The organism is Micromonospora fiedleri (genome assembly GCF_016774385.1).
GTDB lineage: Bacteria > Actinomycetota > Actinomycetes > Mycobacteriales > Micromonosporaceae > Micromonospora > Micromonospora gifhornensis.
On the sequence record NZ_JAETXL010000002.1, the window covers coordinates 791,026 to 806,944 of the forward strand.

The 15,919-nt window shown below is 71.2% G+C and carries 15 protein-coding genes; 6 read left to right on the forward strand and 9 right to left on the reverse strand.

Features of this window, described 5'->3' with window-relative positions; translation table 11 throughout:
* Window positions 1-2: 2 nt before the first annotated feature.
* Complete coding sequence (gene dnaJ / locus JMF97_RS07590) at window positions 3-1,148, reverse strand: molecular chaperone DnaJ (protein ID WP_203220824.1); 1,146 nt, start codon at window positions 1,146-1,148, stop codon at window positions 3-5.
* A 73-nt stretch (window positions 1,149-1,221) separates the two neighbouring features.
* Entirely contained in the window at window positions 1,222-2,244 is a 1,023-nt protein-coding gene (gene hrcA / locus JMF97_RS07595; protein WP_203220825.1) for a heat-inducible transcriptional repressor HrcA, read from the reverse strand.
* 208 nt (window positions 2,245-2,452) lie between these two features.
* Here hrcA and JMF97_RS31745 point away from each other — a divergent pair, with 208 nt between their 5' ends.
* Entirely contained in the window at window positions 2,453-3,034 is a 582-nt protein-coding gene (locus tag JMF97_RS31745; protein WP_203220826.1) for a DUF4870 domain-containing protein, read from the forward strand.
* Between the two features lie 7 nt (window positions 3,035-3,041).
* On the opposite strand, the gene hemW is transcribed toward JMF97_RS31745, so the two are convergent.
* Window positions 3,042-4,265, reverse strand: a complete 1,224-nt coding sequence (gene hemW / locus JMF97_RS07605; RefSeq protein WP_203220827.1) for a radical SAM family heme chaperone HemW — start codon at window positions 4,263-4,265, stop codon at window positions 3,042-3,044.
* Between the two features lie 20 nt (window positions 4,266-4,285).
* Here hemW and JMF97_RS07610 point away from each other — a divergent pair, with 20 nt between their 5' ends.
* The 3 genes from JMF97_RS07610 (at window position 4,286) to JMF97_RS07620 (ending at window position 7,184) form a co-directional block, all read left to right on the forward strand.
* Complete coding sequence (locus JMF97_RS07610) at window positions 4,286-5,074, forward strand: enoyl-CoA hydratase-related protein (RefSeq protein WP_203220828.1); 789 nt, start codon at window positions 4,286-4,288, stop codon at window positions 5,072-5,074.
* 121 nt (window positions 5,075-5,195) lie between these two features.
* Window positions 5,196-6,059, forward strand: a complete 864-nt coding sequence (locus tag JMF97_RS07615; protein WP_203220829.1) for a hypothetical protein — start codon at window positions 5,196-5,198, stop codon at window positions 6,057-6,059.
* Window positions 6,060-6,278: 219 nt separating this feature from the next.
* Window positions 6,279-7,184 (forward strand): phytanoyl-CoA dioxygenase family protein, encoded by a 906-nt coding sequence (locus JMF97_RS07620; RefSeq protein ID WP_307816805.1) that lies wholly within the window; start codon window positions 6,279-6,281, stop codon window positions 7,182-7,184.
* Window positions 7,185-7,344: 160 nt separating this feature from the next.
* On the opposite strand, the gene JMF97_RS07625 is transcribed toward JMF97_RS07620, so the two are convergent.
* The 3 genes from JMF97_RS07625 to JMF97_RS07635 form a co-directional block, all read right to left on the reverse strand.
* The gene (locus JMF97_RS07625; RefSeq protein WP_203220831.1) at window positions 7,345-7,632 is read right to left on the reverse strand and encodes a GlsB/YeaQ/YmgE family stress response membrane protein; all 288 of its coding nucleotides are present in this window, start codon (window positions 7,630-7,632) and stop codon (window positions 7,345-7,347) included.
* A 226-nt stretch (window positions 7,633-7,858) separates the two neighbouring features.
* A complete protein-coding gene (lepA, locus tag JMF97_RS07630) occupies window positions 7,859-9,736 on the reverse strand; it encodes a translation elongation factor 4 (protein ID WP_203220832.1) in 1,878 nt (625 codons plus the stop codon).
* Window positions 9,737-9,831: 95 nt separating this feature from the next.
* Entirely contained in the window at window positions 9,832-10,365 is a 534-nt protein-coding gene (locus JMF97_RS07635) for a DUF4240 domain-containing protein (protein WP_203220833.1), read from the reverse strand.
* Between the two features lie 81 nt (window positions 10,366-10,446).
* Here JMF97_RS07635 and JMF97_RS07640 point away from each other — a divergent pair, with 81 nt between their 5' ends.
* Window positions 10,447-11,433, forward strand: a complete 987-nt coding sequence (locus JMF97_RS07640) for a phosphotransferase family protein (RefSeq protein ID WP_307816807.1) — start codon at window positions 10,447-10,449, stop codon at window positions 11,431-11,433.
* Between the two features lie 123 nt (window positions 11,434-11,556).
* Window positions 11,557-11,823 (forward strand): 30S ribosomal protein S20, encoded by a 267-nt coding sequence (gene rpsT / locus JMF97_RS07645; RefSeq protein ID WP_203220834.1) that lies wholly within the window; start codon window positions 11,557-11,559, stop codon window positions 11,821-11,823.
* A gap of 49 nt (window positions 11,824-11,872) precedes the next feature.
* Here the strand turns inward: rpsT and JMF97_RS07650 are convergent, their stop codons facing one another.
* From JMF97_RS07650 to JMF97_RS07660, 3 genes are all read right to left on the reverse strand, one after another.
* Window positions 11,873-12,328, reverse strand: a complete 456-nt coding sequence (locus JMF97_RS07650; RefSeq protein WP_203220835.1) for a hypothetical protein — start codon at window positions 12,326-12,328, stop codon at window positions 11,873-11,875.
* Window positions 12,325-13,305 (reverse strand): DNA polymerase III subunit delta, encoded by a 981-nt coding sequence (gene holA / locus JMF97_RS07655; protein ID WP_203220836.1) that lies wholly within the window; start codon window positions 13,303-13,305, stop codon window positions 12,325-12,327. The genes JMF97_RS07650 and holA overlap by 4 nt, the downstream gene beginning before the upstream one ends.
* Before the next feature lie 145 nt (window positions 13,306-13,450).
* Window positions 13,451-15,808, reverse strand: a complete 2,358-nt coding sequence (locus tag JMF97_RS07660; protein WP_203220929.1) for a ComEC/Rec2 family competence protein — start codon at window positions 15,806-15,808, stop codon at window positions 13,451-13,453.
* Between the last annotated feature and the right edge of the window lie 111 nt (window positions 15,809-15,919).

A 15,919-nucleotide genomic window follows, 5' to 3' on the forward strand; every position in this document is an offset into this window, starting at 1 on the left:
GGTCAGCCGTGACCGTTGAAGGCGTCGCGCATCCGGGAGAAGAAGCCGCCCTGCTTGGTCAGCTCGGCGACCTCCTCGCCGCGGGTCTTGGCGAAGTCGCGCAGCATCCGCTCCTGGTCGGCGTCGAGCTTCGTCGGGGTACGCACGTCGAGGTGGACGTAGAGGTCACCACGACCGGTGCCCCGCAGATGGGGTACGCCCCGGGCCCGCAGCCGCAGCGTGCTGCCGGGTTGCGTGCCCGCCTTGACGTCGACCGGCTCCTCGCTGTCGAGCGTCTTGATGGTCAGCCGGGTGCCGAGCGCCGCGGCCGTCATCGGCACGGTCACCCGGCAGTGCAGGTCGTCGCCCTTGCGGGAGAAGACGTCGTGCGGGCGCTCGTGGATCTCGACGTAGAGGTCACCGGCGGTGCCACCGCCCGGGCCGACCTCGCCCTGCTGGGCCAGCCGAATCCGCATGCCGTCCTCGACCCCGGCCGGGATCTTGACGGTCAGCGACCGGCGGGTCCGGACCCGGCCGTCACCGGCGCAGGTCGGGCAGGGTTGCGGGATGGTGGTGCCGTAGCCCTGGCAGACGGTGCACGGCCGGGCGGAGACCACCTGACCGAGGAAGGTGCGCTGCACCGACTGCACCTCGCCCCGGCCACCGCACGCCTCGCAGGTCGCCAGGTGGGTGCCGGCGGCGGTACCCGCACCGGAGCAGGTGGTGCAGAGCACCGCGGTGTCCACGGTGATCGGCGCCTCCACCCCGAAGGCGGTCTCCTGGAGGTCCAGTTCCAGCCGCAGGATCGCGTCGGCACCCGGTCGGGTACGCGGTCGCGGTCCCCGGCCGGCACCGGTGGCCCCGCCGAAGAAGGCGTCCATGATGTCCTGGAAGCCGACGAACGGACCGGCGCCGCCGGGCCCGCCCGGGCCACCGGCACCGCCACCGCCCGGGGCCAACGGGTCGCCACCGAGGTCGACGATCTGCCGTTTCCGATCGTCCGAGAGGACCTCGTACGCGGCGTTGATGTCCTTGAACTTCTCCTGTGCCTCCGGATCCGGATTCACGTCCGGGTGGAATTGCCGCGCGAGCTTGCGGTACGCGCGCTTGATCTCGTCATCGGAGGCGCCCCGGCTGACGCCGAGAATGCCGTAGTAGTCCCTGGCCACTGCGTTCCGTGTCCTCGTGTTCGTCTCGCGTTACGCCGGTCGGCGGCGGCAGCCCACCGTCGGCCCTGACTGATCAGTTCTGGGCCAGCAGCTCGCCCACGTAGCGTGCCACGGCCCTCACCGTGGCGATGGTCCCGGGGTAGTCCATCCGGGTCGGCCCCAGCACGCCCATCCCCCCGACGATGGTCGCGCCCGGGCCGTAGCCGGTGCTGACCACGGAGGCCGCCCGCAGGTTGTCGATCTCGTTCTCGTCACCGATGCGTACCCGTAGCGTGCTCGGCTCCACCTCGCCGATGAGTTTGAGCAGCACGACCTCCTCCTCGAGGGCTTCGAGGATCGGCCGTAGGGAACCCTGGAAGTCCAGTAGACCGCCGCGGGCGAGGTTGGCGGTGCCGGCCAGCGCGATCCGCTCCTCGTGCCGCTCGACAAGTGTCTCCAGCAACACAGTGGACAGGGTGGTCATGGCGGGACGCAGGTGCGGGACGCACTCGTCGATGAGGGCCTGCACCAGCGGTGGGGTCTCCGACAACTGGATGCCGACCAGCTTCTCGTTGACCGTCCGGCGCAGATCCAGCACGTCGTCGGCGTAGATCGGGGCGGGCAGCTCGACCAGCCGCTGCTCGACCCGCCCGGTGTCGGCTATCACCACAAGCATCAGCCGGGTGGTGGAGATCGGCACCAGCTCCAGATGCCGTACGCGGGACCGGGCCAGGCTGGGGTACTGCACCACGGCGACCTGCCGGGTCAGCTGTGCCAGCAGCCGGACGGTGCGGTGCACCACGTCGTCGAGGTCGACCGCGCCGGCCAGGAATCGCTCGATCGCCCGGCGTTCGGCCGGGCTGAGCGGCTTGACCCGGCTCAACCGGTCGACGAAGAGCCGGTAGCCGCGGTCGGTGGGCACTCGACCGGCGCTGGTGTGCGGCTGCCGGATGTAGCCCTCTTCCTCCAGCACGGCCATGTCGTTTCTGACGGTGGCCGGCGAGACACCGAGCTGGTGCCGCTCGACCAGGGCCTTGCTGCCGACCGGCTCCTGGGTGGCGACGTAGTCCTCGACAATCGCCCGCAGTACGGCGAGCTTGCGGTCGTCGAGACCCATCTCCCACCTCCTGTCGCAGGTCAGTGTCGAGCGTCACCCACCTCCGGCGGACGCCCTGGCACTCGACTGTAGCGAGTGCCAGTCTACGTCGAGGCCCCCGGCAGCGCGATGATCAAGAAAACGGAGTTGTCCGCAGTCCGATCGGAGACTTGACACTCGCCGGTGTCGCTATGGTGCGCCATTGCCGCTGGCACCTACCGTGAGCCCCATGACTGAACCACCTCGTCCCCCGAGTTTCGGCGACGATCCCACGGCTCCCGTTTCCGGATCGTCTGGCCAGGGCGGATATCCCCCGCCCGGCGGCTACCCGCCGCCCGGTGACCAGCCTCCGTCGGCCGGCTACCCACCGCCGGGTGGTTATCCGCCGCCTGGCGGTTACCCGCCGCCCGGTGTCGGCTACCCGACCGGCGGCTACGGCGCGCCCGGCGGTGGCTACGGCACCAACGAAGACAAGACGTGGGCCCTGATCGCCCACTTCGGCGGCCCGCTCGGCGTGGTCGTCGGTGGTGGCCTGCTCGGCTGGGTGGCGCCGCTGATCGCGAACATGACCCGCGGGCAGCAGTCCCCGGTCGTCCGGGCGCACGCCGTCGCGGCCCTCAACTTCCAGCTCACCTGGGCGGTCGTCGGGCTGCTGAGCTGGGTGCTCACCGCGATCACCTGCGGCATTCTGTTCTTCGTCCCGATGCTGGTCTGGCTCGTGCCGTTGATCTTCGGCATCATCGGCGGGGTCAAGGCCAACGAAGGCGTCCTCTACCGGTACCCGATGAGCTACTCCTTCATAAAGGGCTGATCGGCAGCTAGGGCAGCAGGTCACGCACCACGGCGTCGGCGAGCAGCCGGCCGCGCAGGGTCAGCACCCCGCGGCCGGCCGCGTGGGCGGGAGCGGCCAGCAGGCCGTCGGCCACCGCCCGCGCCGCAGCCGCGCGCCCGGCGTCGTCGAGGACGTCCAGCGGCAGGCCGTCGGCCAGCCGCAGCCGGAGCATGACCTCCTCCATCCGGGCCTCGTCGGCGGTCAGCACCTCCCGGGCCAGGCCGGGTGACCGGCCGGCCGCCAGGCGTTGGGCGTACGCCGTGGGGTGTTTGACGTTCCACCAGCGCACCCCGCCGACGTGGCTGTGCGCCCCCGGCCCGAGGCCCCACCAGTCGCCGCCGGTCCAGTAGAGCAGGTTGTGCCGACAGCGGGCGGATGGCGTACGGGCCCAGTTGGACACCTCGTACCAGGAGAAACCGGCCGCGTCGAGGGCGGCCTCGGCGGCCAGGTAGCGGTCCGCGGCGACGTCGTCGTCCGGGTACGGCAGCTCACCGCGACGCATCCGCGCGGCCAGCCGGGTGCCGTCCTCGACGATCAGGGCGTACGCGCTGACGTGGTCGACGCCCGCCGTCACGACCTGGTCCAGCGAGGCGGCGAAGTCCTCCGGCCGCTCCCCCGGCGTCCCGTAGATCAGATCCAGGTTGACGTGGTCGAACCCGGCGTCGCGGGCCTCCAGCGCGGCGGCCGTGGCCCGGCCGGCGCTGTGTCGGCGGTCGAGCACGGCGAGCACCCCGGGGGCGGCCGACTGCATGCCCAGCGAGATCCGGGTGTAGCCGGCGGCCCGCAACTCCTTGAGGGAGGCAGGGGTGACCGACTCCGGGTTGGCCTCGGTGGTCACCTCGGCGTCGGCGGCCAGTCCCCAGGTGCGGTCGATGGCGTCGAGGATGCGGGCCAGGTCGTCGGCGGGCAGCAGGGTGGGGGTCCCACCGCCGACGAAGACGGTCTCCACCCGACGGGGCGGACGGTCGCCCAGCACCCGCGCGGCGAGCGCCAACTCGGCCAGCACGGTGTCGGCGTAGCTGTCCCGGCTGGTGCCGCCACCCAACTCCTCGGCGGTGTAGGTGTTGAAGTCGCAGTAGCCGCAGCGACTGGCGCAGAAGGGCACGTGCACGTACACGCCGAAGCCCTGGTCACCGACGCTCGCTCGGGCGGAGGCGGGCAGCGACCCGTCGGTCGGGACGGGTTCGCCTGCTGGAAGGACGCCGGGCATGGCCACTAGTGTGCCCTCCCATGACCTCTCCCGACGCGCTGGTACGGGTCACCACGGCCCGCGGGGTGAGCACCCTCACCCTGGACAGCCCACACAACCGCAACGCGCTCTCCACGCCGTTGATGACCCAACTGCTGGCCGGGCTGGACGCCGCGGTCGCCGACGACACGGTCCGGGTGATCGTGCTGGACCACACCGGCCCGGTCTTCTGTTCCGGGGCGGACCTGAAGGAGACGGCAGCGGCGTACGCCAGCGGGACGGTGCCCGCGGGGATGCTGGGTGACGTGCTCGCGGCGGTCTGGCAGTGCCCGAAGCCGGTGCTGGCCCGGGTCGCCGGCCCGGCCCGAGCCGGTGGTCTGGGCCTGATCGCGGCGGCCGACCTGGCGATCTGCGCCGCCGAGGCCACCTTCGCCTTCACCGAGGTACGCATCGGGGTGATCCCGGCGGTGATCTCGGCGACCGTGCTGCCCCGGCTGCACCCCCGGGCGGCGGCCGAGCTGTACCTGACCGGCGACACCTTCGACGGCCGGCGGGCGGCGCAGATCGGTCTGGTCACCGCCGCGGTGCCGGCCGACGAGTTGGACGCCTCGGTGCAGCGCTACCTCGACTCGCTGGTGCGGGGCGCGCCGTCGGCGCTGGCCGGGGCGAAGGAACTGTTGCGCCGTCCGCCCGCCACCGACCTGCGCGCCGACCTTGCGGAGCTGAGCGCCCTGTCCACCGGCTACTTCCTGTCCGGTGACGGCATCGAGGGGGTCACCGCGTTCCGGGAGAAGCGTCCGCCGCGCTGGGTCGCCGAACTCGACAGGTGAGGATCGGCCGCTATCGGGGAACTTCCGTCCCGACGCGGATCGCGCGCTTGCGGTGGAACTGGTCGGACGACCCAAGCCGGGCGCTGAGGGACGTACGCTTTCGGCGGACGTCGTACGGGAGGTGTGGGTGCGAACTCGGGTGGTCGTGGGCGGTTTCCTGGTCGTCGTGCTGGTCGCCGTGATCGGCATCGTGCTCGGCATGCGGCAGGTGGGAGAGCGACTACGGCTGCCGCTGGCCAGCCGGGCCTGCACGGTGCAGGCCGACGGGAAGGTGACCCTCGACGCTCATCAGATGGCCAACGCGGCGACCATCGCGGCCATCGGCATCCAGCACGAGCTTCCCGACCGGGCCGTGGTGGTGGCGCTCGCCACCGCCTACCAGGAGTCCGGGCTGCGCAACCTGGCCGGCGGTGACCGCGACTCGGTCGGCCTGTTCCAGCAGCGGCCGAGCCAGGGCTGGGGCACCCCCGAGAAGATCCGTGATCCCCGGTACGCGGCCGACCGGTTCTACGCCGCGCTGAAGAAGGTGCGCGGCTGGCAGGACATGCGGGTCACCGACGCGGCGCAGAAGGTGCAGCGGTCCGCCTTCCCGGAGGCGTACGAGAAGTGGGCCGACGAGTCGGAGGTGCTCACCCGCGCGCTGCTCGGCCACGCCACGGGTGCGGTGGTCTGCACCTTCGGCGGCGATCCGGCGATGCGGGGTGAGGCTGCCGCCACCGCGCTGACCCAGGGTCTCAACCTCGACTGGGGGTTGACCGCCTCGGCGACCACGGCGCATCTGACCGGGCTCACGGTCACCGCGGCGAACCAACTCGAGGGCTGGCGGTACGCGCACTGGCTGGTCGCCCACGCCAACGATCACGGGGTGAAACGGGTGCGCTTCGGCGACCTGGAGTGGACCAACCGGGGTGGTTCGTGGAGCCGGGTCGGTGACGGTTCGCCAGAGCATGCCGAGGTCGTCGCCGAGGTATTCGCGGACGCCTGACAGGCCCCGATCTCCTTACCCGCAGTAACCGCAAAAACCGGCATTCCGCCATCAATAGCCCGGCATTGCCACTCTGAGTGGCTGCCGGTAGTCGTGTCAATGCGGTGCGTCGCCATCATCGCCGGGATCGATGCGGGCGGTCCGGCAGCCGATGCGATGGCGCGTTACGATCGGCCACCTGTGCCAGAAATGGTTTCACCTCTTGGGGAGGGGTACGACGTGGCTTTCGACTACGGCGACCGCACCGGCTATGAACCGATCAGTGACGTCGACCGCAAGGAGTTCCACGAGCAGGGCTTTCTCCTGCTGCGCAACGTCCTGACCGAGGACCACCGGGCGGCCCTCGAAGCCGCGGTCGACCGGGTGTACGCCGAGGAGAAGGCCAAGGGCAACACGACCAAGGACGGCACCCTGCACCTGCTGGGCTTCCTTGAGCGCGACGAGCTCTTCGGTGACCTGCTCACCCACCCGATCGCCTTCCCGTACATGTGGGGCCTGGCCGGGTGGAACATCTACTCGCACCACAACCACCTCGACGTGACTCCTCCGGCGCTGGAGCCGGAGAAGCCGTACTGGGGGTGGCACCAGGACGGGTACCGGCAGAACTCCGACCCGGAGACGATGGACCCGAACCTGCCCCGGCCGATGTTCTCGCTGAAGGTCGCCTACGTGCTCTCCGACCTCTCGGAGACCGGCCGCGGCGCGACCAAGGTCATCCCGGGCAGCCACCTGTGGAACTCGCTGCCGCGTCCGGCGGACACCACGGTGCACAACCCGGACCCGGAGGGCACCGTCGAGATCACCGCCAAGCCGGGCGACGCCTTCATCTTCGACCGGCGCCAGTGGCACTCGCGGTCGACGAACCTGTCGACCATCACCCGCAAGATGCTCTTCGTCGGCTACACCTACCGGTGGATCCGTCCGCTCGACGAGCTGCACATCGACAAGGATGGCGAGTGGTGGAACAACCGCACGCCGGTGCAGCGCCAGCTCTGCGGTGAGGGCACCCACACCGCGAACTACTGGGGCATCAACTGGGACGGCTACATCGACGACGAGATCCCGCTGCGCAAGGAGCTCAAGGAGCGCGGTCTGCTGAACCGCAACATCCCCTGGCTCCGCTGAGCATCTAGGAAAAGGCCCTTTGTCCGACGCTGTCGCGTGGGACAAAGGGCCTTTTGCCGCGCTGCCTACCGCGACAGGATGGTCGCGGTAGGCGGAACGTGGACGGCTGACGAAAAGGCACCCGACCATTGAGGTCGGGTGCCTTTTTCGTGATCAGCGATTACCGGTGGGTGACGCCCCGGCGACTGCGGCCGACCCCGACGACCAGCGCGACCGCGATGGCGGCCAGCAGCACCTGGAGCATCAGCTCCCGCCAGTCGATGCCGGCGGTCTCGGCGAAGCCGGAGGCGCGGGCGATCACGGTACCGAGCAGCGCGGCACCGACACCGATGAGCATGTGCAGCCAGATCGGCATGGGCTGACGGCCCGGCACCACCAGGCGGCCCAGTGCGCCGACGATCAGACCGACGATCAGCGCGGTGATGATGCCCCAGACGGTGAGCTCCATGGTCGCTCTCCTTCACAAAAGACGATCCACATTTGTGGTTTTCCTGTCGTGACCGCCTAATGCCCGACCCGCGAAGAACTCAAACCGACCTATGCCGGTCGACAGTCCGCCGGCTTCACCGCCCTGCCCGTACCCGTGGGTCAACACGGTTTCGCCGCAATGGCGGTCACCGGATTGCCTGGTGACCGCCATTGCGGCGAAAACGACGACCGCGCCTGCGGCGGGGTTACTTCTTGCCGGCGGGCTTCCCGTCGCCGGAGTCGGAGGAGAGTGCGGCGATGAAGGCCTCCTGCGGGACCTCCACCCGGCCCACCATCTTCATCCGCTTCTTGCCTTCCTTCTGCTTCTCCAGCAGCTTGCGCTTGCGGCTGATGTCACCGCCGTAGCACTTGGCGAGCACGTCCTTGCGGATCGCCCGGATGGTCTCCCGGGCGATGACCCGGCTGCCGATGGCGGCCTGGATCGGCACCTCGAACTGCTGGCGCGGGATCAGGTTTCGCAGCTTCGCGGCGATCGTGGTGCCGTAGGCGTACGCCTTGTCCTTGTGCACGATGGCGCTGAAGGCGTCCACCGGCTCGCCGTGCAGCAGGATGTCGACCTTCACCAGGTCGGACGCCTGCTCGTCGGTCGGCTCGTAGTCCAGCGAGGCGTAGCCCTTGGTACGGCTCTTGAGCTGGTCGAAGAAGTCGAAGATGATCTCGGCCAGCGGAAGGGTGTAGCGCAGCTCCACCCGGTCGGCGGAGAGGTATTCCATGCCGAGCAGGCTGCCCCGGCGGCTCTGGCACAGTTCCATCACCGCGCCGACGTAGTCGTTCGGGGTCAGCACGCTGGCCCGCACCGTCGGCTCGTACACCTCGGCGATCTTGCCCGTGGGGTACTCGCTCGGGTTGGTGACGATGACTTCCGTGCCGTCCTCCTGGATGGCACGGTAGACCACGTTCGGGGCGGTGGAGATCAGGTCCAGGTTGAACTCGCGCTCCAGTCGCTCCCCGATGATCTCCAGGTGCAGCAGGCCGAGGAAGCCGCAGCGGAACCCGAAGCCGAGCGCGCCGGAGGTCTCCGGCTCATAGGTCAGCGCGGCGTCGTTGAGCTTGAGCTTGTCCAGCGCGTCCCGCAGGGCCGGGTAGTCCGAGCCGTCGATCGGATAAAGACCCGAGTAGACCATCGGCTTCGGGTCCTTGTAGCCGCCGAGCGGCTCGGCCGCCGGGCGCCCGTTGATGGTGACCGTGTCACCGACCCGGGACTGGCGGACGTCCTTCACACCGGTGATCAGGTAACCGACCTCGCCGACACCGAGGGCGTCGGACTTCACCATCTCCGGCGAGATGACGCCGATCTCCAGCAACTCGTGCACCGCGCCGGTGGACATCATCTTGATCCGGTCGCGGGCGCTGATCCGCCCGTCGATCACCCGGACGTAGGTGACCACGCCCCGGTAGACGTCGTACACCGAGTCGAAGATCATCGCGCGGGCCGGCGCGTCGGCGTCACCGACCGGCGGAACGAACTGCCGGACGATCTCGTCGAGCAGGTGCGGCACACCCACGCCGGTCTTGCCGGAGACCTTGATGCAGTCCGCCGGGTCACCGCCGATCAGGTGGGCGAGCTCCTCGGCGTACTTCTCCGGCTGGGCGGCCGGCAGGTCGATCTTGTTGAGCACCGGGATGATGTGCAGGTCGTTCTCGAGGGCGAGATACAGGTTCGCCAGGGTCTGCGCCTCGATGCCCTGGGCGGCGTCGACCAGCAGGATCGCGCCCTCGCAGGCGGCCAGGGAGCGGGACACCTCGTAGGTGAAGTCCACGTGCCCCGGAGTGTCGATCATGTTGAGCACGGCCTGCTCGCCGGCCCGCTCACCATCGCGGATGGTCCACGGCATCCGTACGGCCTGGCTCTTGATGGTGATGCCGCGCTCGCGCTCGATGTCCATCCGGTCGAGGTACTGCGCACGCATCTGCCGAGGGTCGACCACACCGGTGAGCTGCAACATCCGGTCGGCCAGGGTCGACTTCCCATGGTCGATGTGAGCGATGATGCAGAAGTTCCTGATCCGCGCCGGGTCGGTGGCACCAGGAGCGTTCGCGCCGGTATCGAGCGTCGGTGGCACAGCGGTCCGTTCTGGTCGGCTGACGTTGAGCAGGCCGGCTCGTGCCGGCCCCCTCTATGCTCCCACGTCCCCGCCGAGCGTCGGCCGGGCGTCCGTCACTCCTGCGGCGGCTCCACGAAGAGGGCCGCGAGCTTGGGCAACCGACGCCGCGCCTCGTCGGCGTCGTCGAAGTCCCAGAAGTCGTTCAGGTCGGGCACCGGCGGCGATTCCCGGTCGGTGGGGAGTTCGGTCGCGGTCGCCTTGCGGTACGCGTCCCACGGCACCGCCAACATGTCCTCGCACTCGAACTCCTCGCCGCTGAGCGAGGCGGACCGCACGCGCGGCAGGTCGGCCAGCGAGTCCGGGTCGGCCACGGCACGGGCGAAGACCTCCCGACCCTGGGTCATCAGCCAGCCCCGGAAATACTCGAAGCCGTCGTCGGAGGCGCCGCCGTTGATCAGGTACGCCGCACCCCACAGGTCGACCCGGTAGGAGGCGGTGAGGACACGCCGCTGGTGGCGGGCGTACCCGATGATCTCCTCGGGGTCGCGGGCGGCGAGCAGCGCGGCGGCCCGAGCGGCGATGGCGTCCGGCTCTCCCCCACCGGACCGGGCGCTGTCGATCAACTGCCAGAACTCGTCGGTCCTCATGGCCTGGCAGTCTGGCAGACGCCGCCACCACCACCGCACGGCACGCGGACGCCACCGCACGGTTGCCGGCAGCATGGTGGGGTGAGCAACTCGCCTGCGTCGCCCGTGTCGTACCACGCCACCGCCCAGCGGCCCGGCTGGGCGGCCCTGCCGGCGGCGGTCCGGTCCGCGTTGTCGGCCCGCCTCGGCGCGCCGGTGGTCGAGGCCCGGGTCGCCACCGCCGGCTTCACCCGGGGTTTCGCCGCGGTGCTGCGCACCGCCGACGGCGGCAGCGCGTTCGTCAAGGCCGCGGCCCACGCCGAGCAGCCACACCTGGTCGACTGGTACGCCCGGGAGGCCGCCATCCTCACCCGGCTACCCACCGGGCTGCCCGTTCCGCGACTGCGCTGGACCCTGTGGGAGGCGGGCTGGTACGCGCTCTGCCTGGACCCGGTCGACGGGCACACACCCCGGCTGCCGTGGGATCCAGCGGAGTTGGACGCCACCCTCGCCGGGTTCGTCGACATCGCCGCCGCGCTCGCCGAGCCGCCGGCCGACCTCGCCGATCTCGGGCTGCCCCGCCTGGCCGACCTGGCCCGGGAGGACATCCTCTGGTGGGGCGAGGTGGCCGCCGGCCGGGAACCGGCACCACCGCTACCCGCACCGGTGGCGGGCCGGCTGGCCGAGTTGGTCGCGCTGGAGTCGAAACTGCCCGGATACGCCGCCGAGGCGACCGGCCTGACCCACGGTGACCTGCGGGTGGACAACGTCCTGATCGGCGCCGACGCGACCGCCTGGTTCTGCGACTGGACCTGGCTGTGTCACGGGCCGGCCTGGTTCGACCTGGCCGGACTGCTGATCACCGGGTACGCCAGCGGCCTGGACGTGGACACCCGTTTCGCCACCCACCCGGCCGCCGCCGACGCGCCGGCCGACGCGCTGGACGTGACGCTGGCCGCCCTGGCCGGCTACCACCTGACGGCCGCCGCCTCGCCCCCACCGACGGCGTCGGCCCAGCTACCCGCCCACCAGCGGTGGACCGGCGAGCAGGCGCTGGCCTGGCTGGCCCGCCGCCAGGCGTGGACCTGACTGGTCGGGTGCCGTTTTGGCTCGTCCGAGCCGACCTGGTAACCTGGCTCTTCGCGCAGCGATGACGCATGCTCGTCGCGCGCACAAGCTGACCAACCCGAGCTATCAAGACGAGGCTGTCGCGTGGCGAACATCAAGTCCCAGATCAAGCGCAACCGGCAGAACGAGAAGCGCCGGCTGCGTAACAAGTCGGTCAAGTCGTCGCTGAAGACCGCCATCCGCAAGTTCCACGAGGCCGCTGAGGCCGGTGACACCGAGAAGGCCGCCGTGCTCATGCAGGAGGCCTCCCGCAAGCTGGACAAGGCGGCCAGCAAGGGCGTCATCCACGCCAACCAGGCGGCGAACCGCAAGTCGGCGATCGCCAAGCGCGTGGCGTCGCTCGCCTCCTGAGCCAGCGACCGCTGACCTGACGTAAGCCCCGGGGCCCCCGCCCTGGGGCTTACTCTCGTCTGCCTGCTGACCGACCGGACGCTGCGTCGGTGCCGCCGGTCCGCTTGACGCTGTCCGCCGACCCGACCCGGACCACCACACCGGGCACGCTGTGCGGCAGCCAGTCGACCTGGGCCCGCCCCACGACCGGTTCCATCTGCCGTCGGAACCGGTCGCGTTCCTGCTCGGGTACGGCGGCCGCCGAACGGACCACCACCGCGGCCACCAGATCGTTGAGCTTGACCATGACGGCCACCGCCGTCGGCAGCACCACGATCGCCCACCACTTGACCAGTTCGGCGAGGACGAGCAGGGTCGCCAACGCGATCGCACCCTCGAAGAACAGGAAGCAGAGCACCCCGCCCGGGTTGACGAAACGCAGCCTCAGCGCCCGGGCGTAGAACGGGCGGTACCGCTGCTCGTCCGCCGGGATCGTGGCCCACGAGCCACGGGAGGCTCCGCTCATCTGGCGCCGTCCCGCCGCGCGGCGGCCACTGAGAAGACGGCCCGTTCCAGCGCGTACGCCCGGTCGTCCGAGCCGCCCTTGACCGCCGCGTTGCACTCGGCCGCCGCCTGCATCGCCTGGACCAGCCCCTCGGGCGTCCAGCCACGTGCCTGCCGCTGGGCCCGTTCGACCTTCCACGGCGGCATGCCCAGGCTGCTCGCCAACTGGTACGGGCTGCCCCTCCCGGCGGAGGCGACCCGGGCGACGGTCCGGATCCCGTCGGCGAGCGCATCGGCGATGGGCACCGGGTCCACTCCGACGTGCAGGGCCCAGCGCAGCGCCTCCAGCGCACCCGGCAGGTCACCGACCATGGTGGCGTCGGCCACGGTGAAGCCACTCACCTCCACCCGGCCCCGGTAGTAGCGGGCCACGGTGTCGGCGCCGATCCGACCGTCGGTGTCGGCGATCAGCTGTGCGCAGGCCGCGGCGAGCTCCCGCAGGTCGTTGCCGACCGCGGCGATCAACGCCTCGGCGGCGTCGTCGGTGCACCGCCCGCCGGCCCGACGGAACTCGTCCCGGACGAAGGCCACCCGGTCACGGTGCCCCTTCAGCTTGGCTGCCGGCATGATGTGGGCACCGGCCGCCTTCAGCCCGTCGGCGAACGCCTTGCCCTTGGCCGCACCGAGATGCTGCACGATCAGCTGCACGTCCGGGTCGGGATTCTTCGCGTACGCCAGCAGGGCCGCGACCAGGTCCTTACGGGCGTCCTGACCGGAACGCAGCACCAGCACCCGGCGACCACCGAACAGCGACGGGCTGAGCATCTCGTCGATCTCACCGACACTGAGCTGACCAGCCTGGTATTCGCGGACATCGACGTCCGGGTCGACGGCCCGGGCGGCGGCGACGGTTTCGGCCACCGCACGCGTGGCGAGCAGCTCCTCATCACCGAGGACGAGCACAATAGGAGCGGCACTGGCGGCGGTCACGCCGCCCATATTCGCACGCTCAGCGGCCCGGTCCAGTCCGGTCAGCCGCACCGCACGGGCGGACCCCGCACACAGCGCAAATCCAGACATATATCTAATTTGCCGCCAATCCCCATAAATTGGGGTCTATTTGCTGGTCGGTAATGAGCATGCTTCACGGGGTGGACCGGCTCAGGTCGACACCGCCCAGCACCACGGCCAGCCCGGACGCGGCGAGCACCACCGCCACGTCCCCGTCGACGTCGGTACGCAGCACCCGTGCCCCGCCTCGGGACAACCGGGCCAGCACCGCGTCGCTCGGATGCCCGTAGGTGTTGCCCGCACCCACCGGCACCAGAGCGACCGCCGGTGCGATCGCGTCCAGGAAGGCTGCGTCTTGGAAGGCGCTGCCATGATGGGCAACCTTCAGCACGTCGGCCCGCAGCCGGTGTGCGGGCAACCGTTCCCGCAGTGCCTGCTGCTCCTCGGTCTCGGCGTCGCCGGTGAGCATGATCCGCACCCCGGCCACCGTGGCGAGCAGCACCAGCGAGTTGTTGTTCGGATCCGACCGGGTTCCCCGCATCGGGTAGGGCGGGCCGACGACGAGAAGGTCGACCGCCCCGGCCTGGTACCGCCATCCGGCGGCAACAGGCACCACCCGGGTGCCGTGGGTGGCGGCGGTGTCGTGGACCTGGTTCCGCCCGGTTGCCGGCTCCGGCCACTGCGGAGTCGACACCAGGTCGACCCGCCGCCCCCGGAACACCCCCGCCATCCCTGAGGTGTGGTCGGCGTGGAAGTGGCTGACCACCAGTAACGGCACCCGGCGCACGTCGAGCCGGCGCAGACAGGCGTCCGCCGCCCCCGGATCCGGGCCGGTGTCGACGACGACCGCCCGCCCGGGCGCCACCGGCAACACCACCGTGTCACCCTGACCGACGGCGCAGACCGCGATGACCCAGCCCTTCGGCGGCCAGCCCGGCGCGATCACCCGCACCGGCACGGTGCCGAGCATCACAGCGACCGTGCCCACCGCGACCAGGCGGCGCACCACCGGCCGCCGGGCGGCGACCAACAGGGCCACGGTCAGCGCCGCCAGCAACAGCGCCCCGGTCACCCCGCCCGGCCAGGGCAGGTTCCCCATCGGCATGCGTGCGCCGTACCGGGCGACCAGCACCAACCACCACGCCGGCCAGTGCGCCAACCAGGCGGCCATCTCGGCGCCGAAGGGCCAGACCGGCGACACCGTCGCGGCCACCACACCGAGCACGGTGGCCGGGGCGATCGCCGGCACCACGAGGAGGTTCGCCGGCACCGCGACCAGACTGACGGTGCCCGACAGACCGGCGATCACCGGTGAACAGGCCAACTGCGCGGCAGCCGGCACCGCCAGCGCCTCGGCCGCCCCCGGAGGTACGCCCCGCCGCCGCAGCCCGTCACGCCACCGTGGCGCGAGCAGCAACAGACCACCGGTGGCCATCACCGACAACGCGAAGCCGGGATCCCCGGCCAGATCCGGGTCGACCAGCACCAGCACCGCCACGGCGGCGGCCAGCGCCGGTACCGCCGCTCGGGGGCGGCCGGCGGCCAGCGCGGCGAGCCCGATCGCACCCATGGTGGCCGCCCGGACCACACTCGGCGAGGGACGCACCAGGATCACGAAGCCCACCAGAGCCAGCCCACAGAGCACGGCGGCCAGCATGGGGCCGGCCCGCGCCCAGCGGGCCACCAGCAACACCGCCCCGGCGATGATCGCGACATTGGACCCGGATACCGCATTGAGATGCGTCATTCCCGTGGCGCGGAAGTCCTCTTCGACCGTGTCGGGCAGCCGGCTCGTGTCGCCGACCACCAGCCCGGGCAGCAGGCCACCGGGCTCGTCCGGCAACGACGCACACGCCTGCTGCAGACCGGCACGCAGCCGACCGGCGGCCCGTTGCAGCGCCGAGGGTGCCCCGAGCAGGTCCGGCGGACCGGCGGCGAGCAGTACGGCGGCGGTCAGGTCACCACCGCGCGGTTCGGTCAGCCGCCCCTCGGCGGTGAGCCGTTGCCCGGGCAGCAGGTGCCGCCAGGCCGGATCGTCGGTGAGCACCAGCACGCGGGCCGGTACGGCCACCCGCTGCCCCTCCGGGCCGGTGACGTTCACCAGTTTGGCCCGTACCAGCAGGGTGGGCGGGCGGCCCACGATGCCGCCGCGTACCGGTCGCGGATCGTCCCGGACGACCAGTTCGGCGGTGACCTGTGCCCGGTCGTCGACAAGTGCGCGGATCGGCTCGGCGTCGCGTACGGCCAGTCGGGCCGAGGTCGCGGCGCCGCCGCAGACCACGCCGATCAGTACCGAGACCACGATCCAGCCGTAGCGACGTGCGACCGTGCCGGGACGGCCGGCCACCCCGATCAGGTGCAGTGCCAGCAGCACGGCCAGACCGGCCGCGACGGCGGCCACCAGCAGCGCCCGCCTGGCGTCGACGTGCAGCCCGCCCAGGGCGGTCAGCCACGCTGCCACGGCCAGCCCGGCCAGCCGGAGATCGGGGATCTGGGCACCGTCCAGGCCGACGATCGCCCCGGCCGCTCCGAAGGTGCCGTCGCCCGAGCGCACCAGCCCGGCCAGCGCCGAGGTGCGCCGGGAGGTGGGTGCCCCGTCCGT